General features: G+C 42.2%; 13 protein-coding genes. 4 read left to right on the top strand and 9 right to left on the bottom strand.

Features of this window, described 5'->3' with window-relative positions; translation table 11 throughout:
* Positions 1-230: 230 nt before the first annotated feature.
* From fusA to RTS10_RS10625, 4 genes are all read right to left on the bottom strand, one after another.
* Positions 231-2,357, bottom strand: coding sequence for an elongation factor G (gene fusA, locus RTS10_RS10640; RefSeq protein ID WP_036590979.1), 2,127 nt, complete (start codon positions 2,355-2,357; stop codon positions 231-233).
* Positions 2,358-2,651: 294 nt separating this feature from the next.
* Complete coding sequence (gene rpsG / locus RTS10_RS10635) at positions 2,652-3,125, bottom strand: 30S ribosomal protein S7 (RefSeq protein ID WP_050325821.1); 474 nt, start codon at positions 3,123-3,125, stop codon at positions 2,652-2,654.
* 133 nt (positions 3,126-3,258) lie between these two features.
* Entirely contained in the window at positions 3,259-3,633 is a 375-nt protein-coding gene (gene rpsL / locus RTS10_RS10630; RefSeq protein WP_007116468.1) for a 30S ribosomal protein S12, read from the bottom strand.
* 769 nt (positions 3,634-4,402) lie between these two features.
* Entirely contained in the window at positions 4,403-5,320 is a 918-nt protein-coding gene (locus tag RTS10_RS10625) for an EcsC family protein (RefSeq protein ID WP_312540279.1), read from the bottom strand.
* A 314-nt stretch (positions 5,321-5,634) separates the two neighbouring features.
* On the opposite strand from RTS10_RS10625, the gene RTS10_RS10620 reads away from it, so the two are divergent.
* Positions 5,635-6,861, top strand: a complete 1,227-nt coding sequence (locus tag RTS10_RS10620; protein ID WP_312540278.1) for a beta-ketoacyl synthase N-terminal-like domain-containing protein — start codon at positions 5,635-5,637, stop codon at positions 6,859-6,861.
* A 105-nt stretch (positions 6,862-6,966) separates the two neighbouring features.
* Positions 6,967-8,454, top strand: a complete 1,488-nt coding sequence (locus tag RTS10_RS10615; protein ID WP_312540277.1) for an anthranilate synthase component I family protein — start codon at positions 6,967-6,969, stop codon at positions 8,452-8,454.
* Here RTS10_RS10615 and RTS10_RS10610 read toward each other — a convergent pair.
* The gene (locus RTS10_RS10610) at positions 8,451-8,687 is read right to left on the bottom strand and encodes a hypothetical protein (RefSeq protein WP_227716800.1); all 237 of its coding nucleotides are present in this window, start codon (positions 8,685-8,687) and stop codon (positions 8,451-8,453) included. The genes RTS10_RS10615 and RTS10_RS10610 overlap by 4 nt on opposite strands.
* 20 nt (positions 8,688-8,707) lie before the next feature.
* Complete coding sequence (gene hisC, locus RTS10_RS10605; RefSeq protein WP_219331568.1) at positions 8,708-9,832, bottom strand: histidinol-phosphate transaminase; 1,125 nt, start codon at positions 9,830-9,832, stop codon at positions 8,708-8,710.
* Positions 9,833-10,195: 363 nt separating this feature from the next.
* Here hisC and RTS10_RS10600 point away from each other — a divergent pair, with 363 nt between their 5' ends.
* Together RTS10_RS10600 and RTS10_RS10595 are read left to right on the top strand one after the other, a co-directional pair.
* Complete coding sequence (locus RTS10_RS10600; protein ID WP_312540275.1) at positions 10,196-11,482, top strand: MFS transporter; 1,287 nt, start codon at positions 10,196-10,198, stop codon at positions 11,480-11,482.
* A 321-nt stretch (positions 11,483-11,803) separates the two neighbouring features.
* Positions 11,804-12,352 (top strand): ferritin, encoded by a 549-nt coding sequence (locus RTS10_RS10595; protein ID WP_060994576.1) that lies wholly within the window; start codon positions 11,804-11,806, stop codon positions 12,350-12,352.
* A 128-nt stretch (positions 12,353-12,480) separates the two neighbouring features.
* On the opposite strand, the gene lon is transcribed toward RTS10_RS10595, so the two are convergent.
* From lon to RTS10_RS10580, 3 genes are all read right to left on the bottom strand, one after another.
* Positions 12,481-14,961, bottom strand: a complete 2,481-nt coding sequence (gene lon, locus RTS10_RS10590) for an endopeptidase La (RefSeq protein WP_312540274.1) — start codon at positions 14,959-14,961, stop codon at positions 12,481-12,483.
* A gap of 291 nt (positions 14,962-15,252) precedes the next feature.
* Positions 15,253-15,516, bottom strand: coding sequence for a hypothetical protein (locus tag RTS10_RS10585; protein WP_076774006.1), 264 nt, complete (start codon positions 15,514-15,516; stop codon positions 15,253-15,255).
* Positions 15,503-16,120: a 5-formyltetrahydrofolate cyclo-ligase gene (locus RTS10_RS10580; RefSeq protein WP_076774007.1), complete on the bottom strand. Its 618-nt coding sequence runs from the start codon at positions 16,118-16,120 to the stop codon at positions 15,503-15,505. The genes RTS10_RS10585 and RTS10_RS10580 overlap by 14 nt, the downstream gene beginning before the upstream one ends.
* Positions 16,121-16,519 lie beyond the last annotated feature (399 nt).

The following is a 16,519-nucleotide window of genomic DNA, read 5'->3' as shown; positions in this document are numbered from 1 at the left end:
GTTAACGTGTGGTTTAGTACGTTCAAACTTGGCCTTTGCCATAATTTAATCCTCTTTTGTTAATATTAACCCAATGTCTTAGGTCATTTACTTTATTATCAACGCTTATAGGTTATGAAAATTTGACCCATTAAATTTAACAGGTCAAATTAGCTAACTTATAATTTTTTTCAGTGTCGAATAGGATAGAAGAATTTGATTGGGTTTAACCATCAAATTGCCCATCAAATTTATTCGTCATCATCTTTATGAGTGAATTTTTTGATGATTTCATCAGCAACGTTACGTGGTGTCTCAGCGTATTTTGCAAACTCCATTGAGTAGGTTGCACGACCTTGAGACATTGAGCGTAATTGGGTTGCATAACCAAACATCTCGGCTAGTGGTACTTCCGCACGGATTTGTTTAACGCCGCCAAACATATCATCCATACCTTGCACCATACCACGGCGACGGTTTAAGTCACCCATGATATCACCCATGTAGTCTTCCGGTGTCTCAACTTCTACTTTCATAACTGGCTCAAGTAGAACAGGGTTTGCATTCATAAAGCCTTTACGGAAGGCCATAGAACCTGCCATTTTGAACGACAACTCATCTGAGTCAACGTCATGGTATGAACCATCATACAGTGTTGCTTTAATACCAACGACTGGGTAACCTGCAAGAACACCATTTTTCATACGTTCTTGAATACCTTTGTCTACCGCACCAAAGTACTCTTTTGGTACCACACCACCAACCACTTCTTCAGCAAATTCATATTCTTTGCCATCAGCCGTGTCAAGTGGCTCAAGACGTAACCATACGTGACCGAATTTACCACGACCACCAGTTTGGCGTACGAATTTACCTTCTTGCTCAACGGTGTTACGAATCGTTTCACGGTAAGCTACTTGTGGTGCACCTACGTTGGCTTCAACGCTAAACTCACGTTTCATACGGTCAACAAGAATTTCTAAGTGCAGCTCACCCATACCGCTGATGATAGTCTGACCAGATTCCTCATCGGTGTGAACACGAAATGACGGGTCTTCTTTTGCCAAACGGTTAAGCGCGATTGACATTTTTTCTTGGTCAGCTTTGGTTTTTGGTTCCACTGCCAATGAAATAACAGGATCTGGGAATTCCATGCGCTCAAGCGTAATGATATTGTTTTCGTCACATAGCGTATCACCTGTGGTTACATCTTTTAGACCTACAAATGCAACGATGTCACCTGCACGAACTTCATCCACTTCTTTTTGTGAGTTAGCGTGCATCTCAACGATACGGCCAATACGCTCACGTTTCATTTTCACTGGGTTATAAACAGAGTCACCTTGTTTAGCAACACCTGAATAAACACGTACGAAGGTTAAGTTACCCACGTATTTGTCATTCATAATTTTGAACGCAAGACCAGCAAATGGTGCATCATCCGATGATTCACGAGTCGCTTCAGTTTCGGCTTTGTCATCTAACACACCTTTGATCGCATCAACGTCATTTGGTGCTGGTAAGAATTCGATAACCGCGTCAAGCATACGTTGTACGCCTTTGTTTTTAAACGCAGTACCACAAAGCATTGGTTGAATTTCGCCCGCTAGGGTACGTGCACGTAAACCTGCTACGATATCTTCACGTGATAAATCACCTTCTTCTAGGTATTTATCCATCAACTCTTCTGAAGATTCAGCCGCTGCCTCAACCATGTTGCTGCGCCATTCATCGACGGTATCAACTAAGTCGGCAGGAATTTCGGCGTATTCAAATTTCATACCTTGAGAAGCGACATCCCAAATGATGGCTTTCATCTCTAGAAGGTCAACAACCCCTTCAAAGGTATCTTCTGCACCGATTGGCACAACCACAGGTACAGGGTTACCACCAAGACGTTGTTTTACTTGGTCAACAACGCGGAAGAAATTTGCCCCTGTACGGTCCATTTTGTTCACGAACGCAAGACGCGGTACTTTATATTTGTTTGCTTGACGCCATACTGTTTCTGACTGAGGCTGTACACCACCAACCGCACAGTAAACCATACATGCACCGTCAAGTACACGCATTGAACGTTCTACTTCAATGGTGAAGTCAACGTGACCGGGGGTGTCAATGATGTTAATGCGATGCTCTGGGAATTGATGACCCATACCAGACCAGAAACAAGTCGTTGCCGCTGAGGTAATAGTAATACCACGCTCTTGCTCTTGTTCCATCCAGTCCATGGTTGCAGCACCTTCATGCACTTCACCTAGCTTATGGTTTTTACCTGTATAAAACAAAATACGTTCAGTTGTTGTCGTTTTACCCGCATCAATATGTGCAGAGATACCGATATTACGGTAGCGATTCAAGGGTGTTGTACGTGCCATAGTTAATTCCTAAGGACTAAAGATTAAAATTATTCCATTATCAATAAACAGTTATGTCTTAAAATGAATAATAATTAGTTTTAACGTTTGATTGAAAGATCGACAACCAACTAGATAAAAGAAAGCCTTACTCTTGACATAAGTGCTGTATGATAAGAGCTTGCCATGACAAATGCATGACAAGCTTCTTTTTCAATATGCAATATTGGGCTGAATTTGCAAATTTCAAGTCACCCAATATTATCTATTTTATTATAAGCTAATTGCTACCTAGGTGATAGCAATCAGTATCAATTAGAAACGATAGTGTGAGAACGCTTTGTTTGCGTCAGCCATACGGTGAACTTCGTCACGTTTTTTCAGTGCATTACCTTTGCCATCAGCTGCGTCTAGCAATTCACCTGCTAAACGTAAAGCCATAGATTTTTCAGAACGTTTTGCAGCCGCATCAACTAACCAACGCATTGCTAATGCAGTACGACGGGAGGGACGTACTTCCATAGGAACTTGGTAGGTAGCACCACCCACACGGCGAGCTTTTACTTCCACCATTGGGCGAACTCTTTCTAACGTATCTTCAAAAAACTGTACAGGGTCAATGCCCGAGTTTTTTTCTAAAACACGGTCTAACGCACCGTATACGATTGATTCTGCAACTGATTTTTTACCGTCAACCATTACATGATTGATGAATTTAGCAAGTGTTTTGCTACCAAATTTAGGATCTGGTAGGATTTCACGGGCAGCGATGACACGACGTCTAGGCATGATAATTTCCTTGTGTATTCAGGGTAGTCTGGTAGCTAAGCGGTTGCTTTTCACCAGCCTTACTGCATAGTATTGTAAAACTATAATCAACTATGCAAACAATGTTAAAAAATGGGGTAAAAAACGGCTAAAATTATGCTTTAGGACGTTTTGCGCCGTATTTTGAGCGGCCTTGTTTACGATCTTTTACGCCGGCACAGTCAAGTGCGCCACGAACTGTATGGTAACGAACACCTGGTAAATCTTTTACACGACCACCACGGATAAGTACAACACTGTGCTCTTGTAGGTTGTGACCTTCACCACCGATGTAGCTTGACACTTCAAAACCTGACGTCAAACGTACACGGCATACTTTACGCATCGCTGAGTTTGGTTTTTTTGGTGTGGTAGTGTATACACGGGTACACACGCCACGGCGTTGTGGGCAAGCTTTTAAAGCTGGCACTTTTGATTTTTCAGTAATGGTATTGCGACCTTTACGAATTAATTGATTTGTAGTTGCCATAAGGCACTCTCTCCCGTTTGTTGTCAAAAAATCTCTAAAAACCGCTGATAAGCTATTTTTAGGACAGCGTATTATAGAGATTTTTGTTGGTTTTATCAACTAAAAAATCACCTAGAAAATACAGATGGATAATGTAAATGGGGATTTTTAGAAAAATTTCAGAAAAGTAGGGGAAGGTAAACTATCAAACATCGTGCTTATCGAGCACAGAGTATCTAACACACTGTGAATATACATCACAATAGACTAAAATAAAAAAGACTAAAACTAAAAGAACCAATGCGTTAACTTTGAAAACCTTAAATAAATTATCGGTTAAAAGTCAACGCATTGGTTCTAGCTCATTTATTACTTATTGTTATTATTCAATGATTGCAAAAAATTCAATTTAATGACGATAATTTTAAATAATTGTACTTTTAAATTTCTTATTTTTTTTATAATTTTTTTTAAACTAACAACGTGATGTACTGACATTTTACTTTTATTTATTGGGGTTATTATCGTTATTAGTTATTAAGCTTGTCATCCGTTGTTAAATCTATTTTGCCAAATTTAAGCGGATTGGTCTTTTTAGATTTGGTGAATAACGTTGATATTGATAACTAAAAATGTGACGTTGCTGACGGGTTGTGTAAAAGTTTGTGTAACATGACTTAAAGTAACGAACTTTATCGTAACTAGCCTTAAATTAATAAGCACTAGCTAAAACTAATAAAAAAGGCAAAAGCCAGACAGCTAGCTTTTACCTTGTTATATGAGCGCAAAATTATTCTTCAGTCATATGGGTCAACTTTGGCGCGGGGGCAAATACCGACATCGCAATTTCAATCACTTCATTGATAATAATATTGTTGTAAGCCGTACCCAAACCAACCGCAGTGAGTGGAATGACTTTATGTAAAAAACCGAAATTAAACTGCTCAATGTTAATATTAAACTGCGTCGATAGTTCTTCTAGTTTGGTTAATATGCCCATCGCTGATTGGCTGTCTTCTTCGGCAAGTACTGCCGTTCTATACTCTTCAATCGACTGGTCGGTCATCGCTTCAAATATACCCAAGCCTGCCAGCAAAGTTTGCTTTTCTTGCAATTTATTGAGATCCACTTTAGCTAAAATTTCATAAGCGATGGCGATACCTTGTTGTCCCGTCAACGGACGGTCATAGATTGCACTGATTTGGAAAATCGTCCGCAAACACACCGCCAACAACCACATTGTATCTACCAAAATACCGGGTAAACCCGCCAAGTTACTAAGTCCACCTAGCGTGGCTAAAACACGGTTTTGATCGCCAATACTGCGGGCTAGGGCTTGTCGCTCACTAGCAACCAAAGTGTCTTTAAAACGCGCATCACGCGCCAAATCAAAATTCGCCCAATTTTGCGCCAGTTTACCGACTTGGGAAAAAACCGCATCCGTTGCTTTATCAAAACTTGTCTTGGGGATTATTGAGGTCGCCATTTTGGTATAGCTGCCAAATGGGGTTTTACCAAGTAGTTTTTTTGATAGTTTGGGAATATGCTCATGAAACGCGTTTTTATCGTTTGATAAGGCTTGTTGAAGGCTATCAAAATCAATATCTGCTAGGGGTTTGGTTTGTATCGTATCTTTTGCGCTCAGTTGTGCTAATTTGTTACCCAGCGCTTCAAAGACACGGCGGCTAATAGAAGTAGAGGCTGACATGAGAGTTATCCTTAATATTATGCTTTTTATTGGAAAATAATGCTTTAGTTGAACAGCGTAAAGAAAGTGACCGCACTTTTCAACTTTAATGCGTAAAGAGACGTTACACAATGATATCGTTTGCCGATTTGTTTGAGTGTTTCGCATATATCGAGTTTTGGTAAAGACAAGATAATTAACTGTAAACGTGATAAATAGCTGTGCCGTAAGAAATATTTTGTAACATTTTTGGGGAAAAACTAGGCAGGTGAAATCCAGAGGGGTACAATAGCGTGATATTTATCATCAATTGATTAAACCAAAAGGAATGGTATATGCAGCGCGTTGTAATCACAGGGGCAGGACTTATCTCGTGTATTGGTAATAACTTAGCCACAGTCAGCGAATCGCTACAGCAAGGCAAATCGGGCTTGGTATTTAATCCAATTTATCAAGAAAAAGGCTTTAAAGCCTGTGTCTCAGGTAGTATTGATGACGATAGCCTAGATACCTCGCATATCGATCGCAAACTTAAACGGTTCTTGTCAAAAGCCAGTTTATACGCCTATCTAAGTGCGCTACAAGCAATCAAGCAAGCAGGATTGTCATTAACAGATATTGCTCACAATACCAATATCGGGGTGGTAGCAGGCTCAGGTGGGGCATCGAGTGCCGATGTGGCGGCAGCGGTCGATGCAATGCGCGAAAAAGGCTTGCGCGGTGTCGGCGCGATGGCAGTGCCAAAAACCATGGCAAGTACGGTATCAGCCAGCGTTGCAACGGGGTTAAAGATTGGCGGGGTTAGCTACTCTATTGCCTCAGCTTGCGCGACCTCAACGCATTGTGTGGGTCATGCCATGGAGCTGATTCAATTGGGTAAGCAAGACATCGTGATTGCAGGCGGCGGCGAGCAAGAAGACTGGACACAATCTTGTATGTTTGATGGTATGGGCGCGATGAGTACACAGTATAATGACAAGCCGCAACTCGCCAGTCGCCCTTACGATGCAGATCGAGACGGCTTTGTGATTGCAGGCGGTGGCGGTATGGTCGTGGTTGAGAGCCTAGACTCTGCTAAACAACGCGGTGCGACTATTTTGGCAGAGATTGTTGGCTATGGTGCAAGCTCTGATGGGGCAGATATGGTGGCACCCAGTGGGGTAGGTGCGGTCAACTGTATGAAACAGGCGCTTAAACAAGCGGGCTTAAATTCCGTTGACTATATTAACACTCATGGTACTAGCACCCCAATAGGGGATATTACTGAGCTTGAAGCAATTCGCCAAGTGTTTGCTGGTGATTTGCCTCCCATTAGCTCAACCAAATCAATGACAGGTCATAGTTTGGGTGCGGTGGGCGTGCAAGAATTGATTTATTGTTTATTGATGCTCAATCAAGGCTTTATTGCGCCCAATATCAATATCGAAAACTTGGATGAAAAAGCTAAAGATTTTGATATTGTGCGTGAGAAACGGGATGCAAATCTTAATACGATTATGACCAATAGCTTTGGCTTTGGTGGTACCAATGCAAGTTTAATCATCAAAAAGTTTGTTGAATAAATATTGATGGACCGTCATAATTGATAAAAATAGGCGATGACAGTTACCCGATTGTCATCGCTTTTTTGACGCTAAATATAATCATAAAGGTAAAGCATGTACCCAATGCCAAGTTTACAACATCTTGTGCCCTCTCAACTCATCACCCTGTTACAGCAGTTTAATACGACAAATAATCATGCAATCTATCCGATTTGGCTCAATAACGAGGGTCAAAATGTTATCGGTTTATTGCCAAAAACAATTTTTGAAATACATTCTCAAAATCAGCTGTATCAGCTTAGCCAAAAGCAACGTCAAAATTGCTCATTCGATGATGTTGGTTACTGTGATAGCGTGATTAATACTGGGGCTGATACTGCCACCAATAGAGCAGCTAAGGGTGTTGATATTGGTGAATTAACGGCTGTGCTTGAGGCTTATCAGCAGCTATCACTTAAACAGTCTGCTAGCCAACATACGGCTAATGTAGGCTACCAAGATGGGTTGATGGGGTTTATTAGCTACGATTTATCAGCGCATCATTTAGCAAATACAAACCATGTAGCAAGTGCAACTCACGGGGAAGCCAGTTACTTAACGCCCAATCAGCCGCAGCTATTTTTGGGACATTATGATATTTATTTGACCTATCAATACGGGAAGTGGCATTTACATACCACCACTGAGGAAGCCATGGCGCAAGCCGTCAATATCGAAAACTGGCTAAATGATTTAGTCAGTGACGCCCAGCTTCCTACACCAAAGCCGCTTAGCTTGTTACCTTTATGGCAAAAATCTGCGTATAAGCAAGCCTTTTACAAAGTCCAAGACTACCTAACAGCAGGCGATTGCTACCAAATTAATCTTACTCAGTGCTGGCAAGGTCAGTTGTCCAATCAGCAGTTGGTGGATTATCTACCAAGCTTGCATTACTCGACTAACGCCCCGTTTGCAGGCTATCTTGGGTTAAACAATTTTGAACTACTAAGCTGCTCGCCCGAGTTATTTTTTACTTTTGCCAACAATGCCCAAGGCGAAAATTGCATCATTACCAAACCGATAAAAGGTACACGCCCACGTGGACAAAATGTAGCCGCTGACCAAGCCAATAAAAATGAACTTGCCCGTAGCGAAAAAGACATCGCCGAAAATGTCATGATTGTCGATTTGCTGCGCAATGATTTGGGAAAATATGCCAAGACTGGAACGGTAAAAGTTCCAAAACTGTTTGATATCGAAAGTTTTAGCAATGTGCACCATATGGTGAGCACTATCACCGCCACCCTCAAAGATAACATCAGCCCTTGGACGGTATTGCTTGAAAGTCTGCCCGCGGGCTCAATCACTGGTACACCCAAAAAGCGCGCGGTAGAAATCATCAATGAATTGGAAGCCAAACCGCGCGGGGCTTACTGTGGTACCATGGGGTATCTCAATTTTGATGGCACAGGGCAATGGAATGTGCTGATTCGTACGCTACAAGCTTCAGATAGTAATGTCAGTCTGTGGGCAGGCGGCGGCATCACGATTGCGTCAGACTGTGATGCAGAATACCAAGAATGTTTTGATAAAGTAGGAAATTTACTAAAAATTTTGCAAAATGACGGTTAACAAAATTTGCCATCAAGTGCGGTATTGAGTTCAGCTGCACTGATGGGCACGCTTTCGTCCTCAAATGGATTAAACACTAGCTCAATATCATAAAAGGCGATATGGGTATCCACAATCGCCAATTTTTTGCGACCCAGTTTTTGGCTAAATGCCAATAACTGTGCTTGATGAGCAAAGCGATAAGTCACCACCTCGCCTGTCTCGATATTTTGGCATTTGATAAAAAACTGCATGCTAGGGTCACTCACAGCGGTCAAACCAAATTTGTTAAGGTATCTAGTAAGCGCTGATTTTGTTCTGCCGTACCGATGGTGATACGCAAATAATCGCTAATTTTTGGTTTGTTAAAATGACGAACAATCACCCCTTGCGCCCGCAGTTTCTCAAATACCTGTATGGTTTCCCCCATTAAAGCAGGTGGTTTGGCAAACACAAAGTTGGCTTGTGAAGGCAAGACAGTAAAGCCTAATTGGGTCAAAGCTTGCGTGACATCATGGCGTAGTGCGATGACTTTTTGGTTGCAGGCAACAAAATAATCGTTATCTTGTAAGCTGGCAACTGCACCTGCTTGGGCAAGGCGATCTAGGGGATAGCTGTTAAAACTATTTTTATAGCGATTTAATGCTTCAATGAGTGAGTGATTGGCAAACGCCATGCCGACACGCAGCCCTGCTAACGAGCGAGACTTTGAAAAGGTTTGGGTCACCACTAGGTTATCATATTTATCAATCAAACTGACGGCAGAGGCATTGGGTGTGTCTGCAAAATCAATATACGCTTCATCAATCACAATGACCGCATTGCGATGTTCTTGAAGGAGTTTTTCGATATCCGCCAGCGGCAAAAGCACGCCAGTTGGCGCATTGGGATTGGCAATAATAATACCACTGCAAGGGCGGCGATAGTCATCAACATCAATGCTAAAATCGGCTTTGAGCGCAATGGTCACCAAATCCACATGGAAAGTATCGGCATACACAGGATAAAAACTGTAACCAATATCAGGGGTTAATACCGAACGGTCTTTGACAAAAAAACAAGCAAAAATATGCGCCAAAACTTCATCAGAGCCATTACCGACAAAAATTTGATTGGGGGCTACCTGATAAACTTGTGCCATTACCGCACGTAGTTCATCCGATTCTGGGGCAGGGTAACGCTTTAAATGATCGGCTTGATTGAGCAAAACTTGTGCGATGGCTTCAGCGACTTTGGGAGAGGGTGGAAAAGGGTTTTCATTGGTATTAAGCTTACACAGATTGTCATGCTTGGGCTGTTCACCCGGTGTGTAGGGCGTTAGGTTGCGAATCAAGGTGCTCCACAGTCGAGTGTTAATTTCGGGCGTTGCATCTGCGTTTGAAGTAAGCGTATCCACCATGACAAATCCTTACAAGATAATCAATGTGTTAAATCAATGTGGCCAGTCAATTTGCTAAGTCAATTTACCAAATCAAGTTACCAAACCAATGCGCCAAAGGCTGGCACAAACAATACATAGTAGCATAAATTGGCTAAAAATTTATCTACCGCAGCCCACTGATCTCATAAAATTTGGGCTAACGGTTGAGCAAGACGGATAGACAGTGAATTTTTAGCCGTTATGTGAATAAACCGTGCGCTGGCTTGACGAATGTGTTAAAAGATAACCTTTTAAATCAAGCCTGTTAAACCAAGCACCTTAGCTCAAGCTTATTAAATCATTCTTGATAATAAGTTACCTAGTTAAAACTTTGGAAGATGTATGAAATTCTCAGCGTCGCAATCGAGCGAGTCCAATATTCACCCTGCTGCTAATGCGTCTCAGATGCCGGTGGCGACTGCCCCGAGCAAGGCATTGATTGTCACGGTAGTCATTGCCATTTTACTGCTCGCTATCAATATGCGCGCGCCGATTATTGGATTTGGTGCGGTAGCAAAACTGGTTCAGCAGGATTTGGGGTTAACGACCAAAACCATTGGTTTGATTGGTACGATTCCTGTCATGGCATTTGCATCGAGTTCGTTTGTTGCGCCTATGCTGTCACGGCGTATTGGCTTAGAAAACACCATGATTTTGGCAACCAGTTTGCTTGCTATCGGTATCTTTGTGCGAGTGGCGCATCCGCAATTAGGGTTTTTGCTAGCGGGCACGGTGCTGCTATCGTTGGCGATTTCACTCGGCAATGTGTTAATCCCTGCCGTCATCAAAAAATACACCCCCAATCACATTGGGCTTGTGATGGGAAGCTATTCGATGTTTTTGTCGGTGTTTGCTGGCTTTGCTTCAGGCATTGCAATGTGGCTTGTCAGCTTGTCCAGCTGGCAATTTGCACTGGGGGTATGGGGCTGGGTATCTGTGGCAGCGGTAGCAGCTTGGCTAATAGTCGCCCATTTGCGGTTACGGCAAAAAATTAGCACCCATGATGCTCAAGTCATTAATCAAGCGGTTGCCGAAGCAGGACGACCAAGCCGAAAATCAGTCTGGAAAATCCCGATGGCGTGGTGGATTAGTGCGTTTATGGGTTTGCAATCACTACTTTATTATACGCTCGCCAGTTTTTTACCGTCGTTACTCATTGATAAAGGGCTGAGCAAAGCGCAAGCAGGCAACGTGGGCATGGTGTTTCAATTGGTCGCTTTTCCTTCGATTTTACTGTTGACCAAATGGGTCTCTAGTCAGTGGAATTTACGCACGTTAGCGTTACTTGCCGCAGTGGGAAACTTGGTGGGTATATTTGGCTTTGGGTTTTTGCCCTTACAAGGCTGGGTATGGGTTTGGAGTATTGCATCAGGCTTTGGATGTGGGGTGATTTTTACCTTATGCATGATGATTTTTACCTTAAAATCAAAGGATAGTCAACAAGCCGCTGAACTGTCAGGGATGGCACAAACCGTGGGTTATAGCATCGCCATAACCGGTCCGATTGTGACAGGGTGGCTTAAAGACTTGAGTCATACTTGGACACTATCGATGGGATTTTTAACCATTTTAATGGGGCTTAATTGTGTGTTTAGTTGGTTAGCAACGCAAAACAAAGCGATTGAATAGCGAGGAAAAATTTGGGGTAACCTTGCGCATTTTACCCGGCATTTTTATGTTAAAGGCTTGTGTATCTTTCAGCTAAATTGAGTAAAAAATCCTGTTTATTGCCAGCTTTTTATCTATACTGTGAGCGTCATTACCAATGCAATTAACGGCAAACAACGGCAAACAACGGCAATAGTGTTGGTAATGCTCTGTTTTATCCTTAACAATTATATAGCCAATCTTGGTAGCCAATCATGAGATAACTCATGTGATAACGTTGTCTAGTCAAGATTAGCCATCTTATAAAATTAGCCACAAAAAAAATCATCCGAGGAAAATAATATGTCAAACGATAAACGTATTTCAGACGCAATGGAACAAGCGTTAAACAAGCAAATGATGGAAGAAGCCACACAAGCGCAGGCATATATTGCGCTAGGCAGTTGGGCGGAAGTGAACAATTATCCAGGTATTGCAGATTTTTTCTACAAGCATTCGGCTGAAGAACGTAATCATATGTTCAAGTTTTTAGCTTATATCAACGAGCGTGGTGGCGAAGCTAAAATTGAAGCGATTCCCGCACCGCGTGACAACCCTGTCAGTCTTGAAACCTGTATCGAAGATGTCTGGCAACATGAGTTAGAAAACTCAAAAAAAATCTATGCACTTGTGGACCAAGCCATGGCAGAGCGCGATTGGGCAACGTTTAATTTCTTACAATGGTTTGTCAAAGAACAAATCGAAGAAGAAGCATTAATCAATAACCTACGTGATAAATTTGCCTTGGCATCAAAAGATAAGGCGGATAACCAAAGCTTCTATGAGTTGGATAAAGACATGGCATCAGCTTCTCAAGAAGGTGATTTGCCACGGGAAAAATCGGTGGAATAATTTTTGCCATCATAAAAAAAGCTGAGAATCAATCTCAGCTTTTTTTGTACTTCATTATTATTTATTTCAGTTTTTACTTCAGTGGCAGCTTAGCTTTTTAAACTAGCTCTTTAAAATAGCTTTTTAGACTAGCTTTTTAAACTAATGTCACTGGCATCGACCGGCAATTGATTGGGTTTTAACGCCACTGGCTGTGATACCAATGCGGCTTTAAATACTTCATCAATCGTTTCTACTGGCTGGATGCTTAAGCCTTGTTTGACATTGTCAGGAATATCAACCAAGTCACGCTCATTGGATTTTGGAATCAACACGTGTTTGATACCGCCACGATGCGCTGCAAGCAGTTTTTCTTTCAAGCCACCGATACGCAGCACTTTGCCACGCAAAGTCACTTCGCCTGTCATGGCAATATCGGGGCGAATGGCAATACCTGTCATCGCAGAGGCTAACGCAAGCGTTAACGCAATACCGGCAGATGGACCGTCTTTGGGAGTCGCACCTTCTGGCATATGCACGTGTATATCTGTGCCTTTGAGCTTATCATAGCTGACGCCTAAGCTATCAGCACGGGCACGAACCACCGTCATCGCCGCACGAATTGACTCTTTCATCACATCGCCTAGTGAACCTGTAAAACTCAGTTCACCTTTACCTTGCACCGCAACCGCTTCAATGGTCAACAGCTCACCACCGACTTGTGTCCAAGCCAAACCTGTGACGCGACCGACTTCAGGTTCTTGCTCCGCCAAGCCATAATCGAATTGGTACACACCCAAGTAATCAGCGACATTTGAACTATCGACCGTTAATTTGTGTGCCGCGGTTTTATCTTCCGCTTTGTCTTTGCCCGATGATTCAACATTTTGTTTTACCACTTTGCGGGCGATTTTGTTGATTTCACGTTCAAGGTTACGCACACCTGCTTCACGGGTATAGCGTTGTACAATCGCTTTGAGTGCCTCATCGGTGATATCAATTTCAGTATCACTTAAGCCATTTTGCTTGATGGCTTTTGGTACTAAGTATTTATCCGCGATGCTGATTTTTTCATCTTCGGTATAGCCGGGCAGACGAATCACCTCCATACGGTCAAGTAGCGCAGGTGGGATATCCATACTATTAGCGGTACAGATAAACATCACTTGTGATAAGTCTAAATCCATATCCAAGTAGTGATCGTTAAAGCTATGATTTTGCGAGGGGTCTAACACTTCAAGCAATGCTGAAGCAGGGTCACCACGAAAATCTTGCGCCATTTTATCGATTTCATCGAGTAAGAATAGCGGATTTTTCACGCCCACTTTTGAGAGTGATTGTACGATTTTACCTGGCATAGCACCGATATAGGTACGTCGATGTCCACGGATTTCAGCTTCATCTCGCACGCCGCCCAATGCCATACGGATAAACTCACGACCTGTGGCACGGGCAATGGATTCACCCAAGGAAGTTTTACCCACCCCAGGCGGACCTACCAAGCAGAGAATCGGACCTTTTAAGGTATCCACGCGAGATTGCACTGCCAAGAACTCCAAGATGCGGTCTTTCACGTCTTGTAAACCATAATGGTCAGTGTCAAGCACGTCGTGGGCTTTGTTAAGGTCGATTGAAACATCACTGGTTTTGTTCCAAGGCGTATCTAAAATCCACTCGACATAGTTACGTACGACTGATGATTCAGAAGAGGCAGCGGGCATGGTTTTGAGTTTACGAAACTCATTTTCTGCTTTTTTACGCACCGCTTCTGGCAAATCGGCTTCCGCTAAACGTTTCTCTAGCTCAGCAATGTCGTCATCTTCATAATTTTCACCGCGTTCTTCATGAAGGTCAGAAAGCTCAGATTTTATCGCTTTCATTTTTTCATTTAAGAAATACTCGCGCTGGTTGTTTTCCATCTGGCGACGAACCGCTTCTTGTAATTCTTGCTCGATATTGTGCTCGGCACTTTGCTGAATCAAATAGTCTGACAACGCTTTGATATGCGCAGTCAAATCATCGACTTCCAAAAAGTTTTGTTTAATCGATAAATTGAGTGAGACACGCGTCGCAATGAAATAGACTAGCTCTTCAAGTTGGGTGATGCGCTCTGCCACACGAATCAACTCGCGTGAGTTACGTAGGCGATTCTCCGCATATTTGCTAAACAAAGCAACTAACGCTTCTTTGTGCGATTTTTGCGTTTTAGCGGTCATATTCACGGTGATGGGCGCTTTTTCAAAATCGGCAAGTAATACCGCTTCTTCCTCATCAGTGTCTTGAATGTCGACCAATTTGGCACGGTACAGACCTTCAATCAGCACTTTGATGCAATTTTCGTCATTTTCATGTGGCATGGTATTGACGACACGGCACACCGTACCATATTCAAATAGATTACTGGCATCAATGTCTTCAGATAGTGAGTCTTTTTGTGCCACCACTAATACTTTATTGTCAAATTCGTTTTGCGCAAGCTCGACTGCTTTGACTGAAGGTGCGCGACCCACAAATAAAGCAATTTGCATTTGTGGATATACCACAACGTCACGTAAAGCTAACAATGGTAGCGTCGTGAATTCTTGCGACTCAGATGATTCTGGATTTGTCATTAAAACATCATCTTGCATATACTATGTCCCCTTAAATAACACAACAAGCAACTGACCATTTGTGAGCAAATGATGGCTTGCTGATAGACTTAAAAATATAAATGGCGTCAATGCAAAAAATTGCAAGGCTAGTGATTCAAAGGGGGAAAAAACAACGAACCGAGTGCGATAAAATGATAACAAAGTGCTAAAAATAACCACTGCAATCCTAGACTTAGCCTAATGCCGCTGTGATATTGATGTATCCTTAGCTAATTTTTTAGGCTAGTTTATATGTCTCTAATTTATGCGTGTCTAATTTATATATATCTAAAAGTCGTCCAAGTCTTCAGAATTCACTCGGGTAAAGGCATCAGCTTGGGTTAAAAGTTGCGTTAACCTAGCGGGATTCATGACACTGGCAATTTCTGAATTGCTTAATTCACCGCTTGATGGGTATAAGGGTTGATGGACTTGGCTAGTGTCGGTATGGGTATCGCTATCAATATTAATCTCAATATCAGCATCATTGTCGGTTATGGCAGGTGAGGTCATCACCACATGTTGAAACAGGGAGTTGTCATTTTTTTGCATGGGATTGTTCCACCAAATAGCGTCTAAATAACCATAGTTTACTCGGCGTGATTAAGGCATCAAGCTTGATATCCCAAGGATTGCTGTCAAGTTTTTCAACCAATTGAAAATCATAAGCCCAGCCAATTTTAAGCGGTTTGCTTTTAGCTTTGGCTAAGGTGCGGTCGTAGTAACCGCCACCCATACCCATACGATTGCCAATTTTATCTGCTGCCACTAGCGGCATAAACAATACATCAAGCGCCGCTACGTTAAGCATTTTTCCTTTCTCAGGTTGGCGCATACCTAGCGGGTGTTTGGGTAGGCGAGATTGTCGCCAAGTTTTTTGGCTAAATTGGATAAATACCAGCGGCTGATGTTTGCCAGTGACGACAGGTAAATAAATACGATAACCGCGCTGTCTCGCCCAATCCATCAGCGGTTGGGTAGGCATTTCCCCAAAGGCATCTGCAAAAATCCCGACCTTGACGTTTTTGCCAGTTAAAGCAGGATGCTGTAGTCGGTTTAAACTTCGTCGTGCTTGATAAGCCGCACGATTACGGTGGCGCTTGGATAAGCGTAATCGTTGTTGACGTAACTGTTTACGCAAGTGATGAGCATTCATAGATTCATAGCGATAATGGATTGGTTATATACTACATTTAAGCCATTGATAATAAATCAAAATCAAAAAAAAGCCAAATAGCTGATTTGGCTGATTAGGTTTAGTTGCTTAGCTATTTATTCACTTATTTATTTGTTTAGACACCCAAATATCATATCGCTAGTGTATAACCCATAACAAGTGTTCACTACCTGTTATTATATGTTAAGCCATTGCCTTTGAAATCGTTGAAAAATAAAGCATTTTTGCGACTGGCAATACTGGATTTTAATAGCCCTACAGACTCAAACTTAACCAGCAGCGCCTGTAAAAGATGATATGATGGCTGACAATAAGGATGACGGTTTATGTATACGTCTTTAAATTTTTATCTCAAGTCCAATTACCAAAGTTTGACTT

Source organism: Moraxella sp. CTOTU47616 (assembly GCF_032017465.1).
Classification (GTDB): domain Bacteria; phylum Pseudomonadota; class Gammaproteobacteria; order Pseudomonadales; family Moraxellaceae; genus Faucicola; species Faucicola tetraodonis.
Note: the sequence above shows the minus strand (reverse complement) of the source record. Positions and strands in the feature narration are given on the sequence as shown.

Bases quoted from the DNA above. Each gene is read 5' to 3' on its own strand.
- RTS10_RS10625 (WP_312540279.1), bottom strand. From the start codon at position 5,320: ATGTCAGCCTCTACTTCTATTAGCCGCCGTGTCTTTGAAGCGCTGGGT.
- lon (WP_312540274.1), bottom strand. From the start codon at position 14,961: ATGCAAGATGATGTTTTAATGACAAATCCAGAATCATCTGAGTCGCAA.
- fusA (WP_036590979.1), bottom strand. From the start codon at position 2,357: ATGGCACGTACAACACCCTTGAATCGCTACCGTAATATCGGTATCTCT.
- RTS10_RS10600 (WP_312540275.1), top strand. From the start codon at position 10,196: ATGAAATTCTCAGCGTCGCAATCGAGCGAGTCCAATATTCACCCTGCT.
- rpsG (WP_050325821.1), bottom strand. From the start codon at position 3,125: ATGCCTAGACGTCGTGTCATCGCTGCCCGTGAAATCCTACCAGATCCT.
- RTS10_RS10610 (WP_227716800.1), bottom strand. From the start codon at position 8,687: ATGCAGTTTTTTATCAAATGCCAAAATATCGAGACAGGCGAGGTGGTG.
- hisC (WP_219331568.1), bottom strand. From the start codon at position 9,832: ATGGTGGATACGCTTACTTCAAACGCAGATGCAACGCCCGAAATTAAC.
- RTS10_RS10580 (WP_076774007.1), bottom strand. From the start codon at position 16,120: ATGAATGCTCATCACTTGCGTAAACAGTTACGTCAACAACGATTACGC.
- RTS10_RS10620 (WP_312540278.1), top strand. From the start codon at position 5,635: ATGCAGCGCGTTGTAATCACAGGGGCAGGACTTATCTCGTGTATTGGT.
- RTS10_RS10615 (WP_312540277.1), top strand. From the start codon at position 6,967: ATGCCAAGTTTACAACATCTTGTGCCCTCTCAACTCATCACCCTGTTA.
- rpsL (WP_007116468.1), bottom strand. From the start codon at position 3,633: ATGGCAACTACAAATCAATTAATTCGTAAAGGTCGCAATACCATTACT.
- RTS10_RS10585 (WP_076774006.1), bottom strand. From the start codon at position 15,516: ATGCAAAAAAATGACAACTCCCTGTTTCAACATGTGGTGATGACCTCA.
- RTS10_RS10595 (WP_060994576.1), top strand. From the start codon at position 11,804: ATGTCAAACGATAAACGTATTTCAGACGCAATGGAACAAGCGTTAAAC.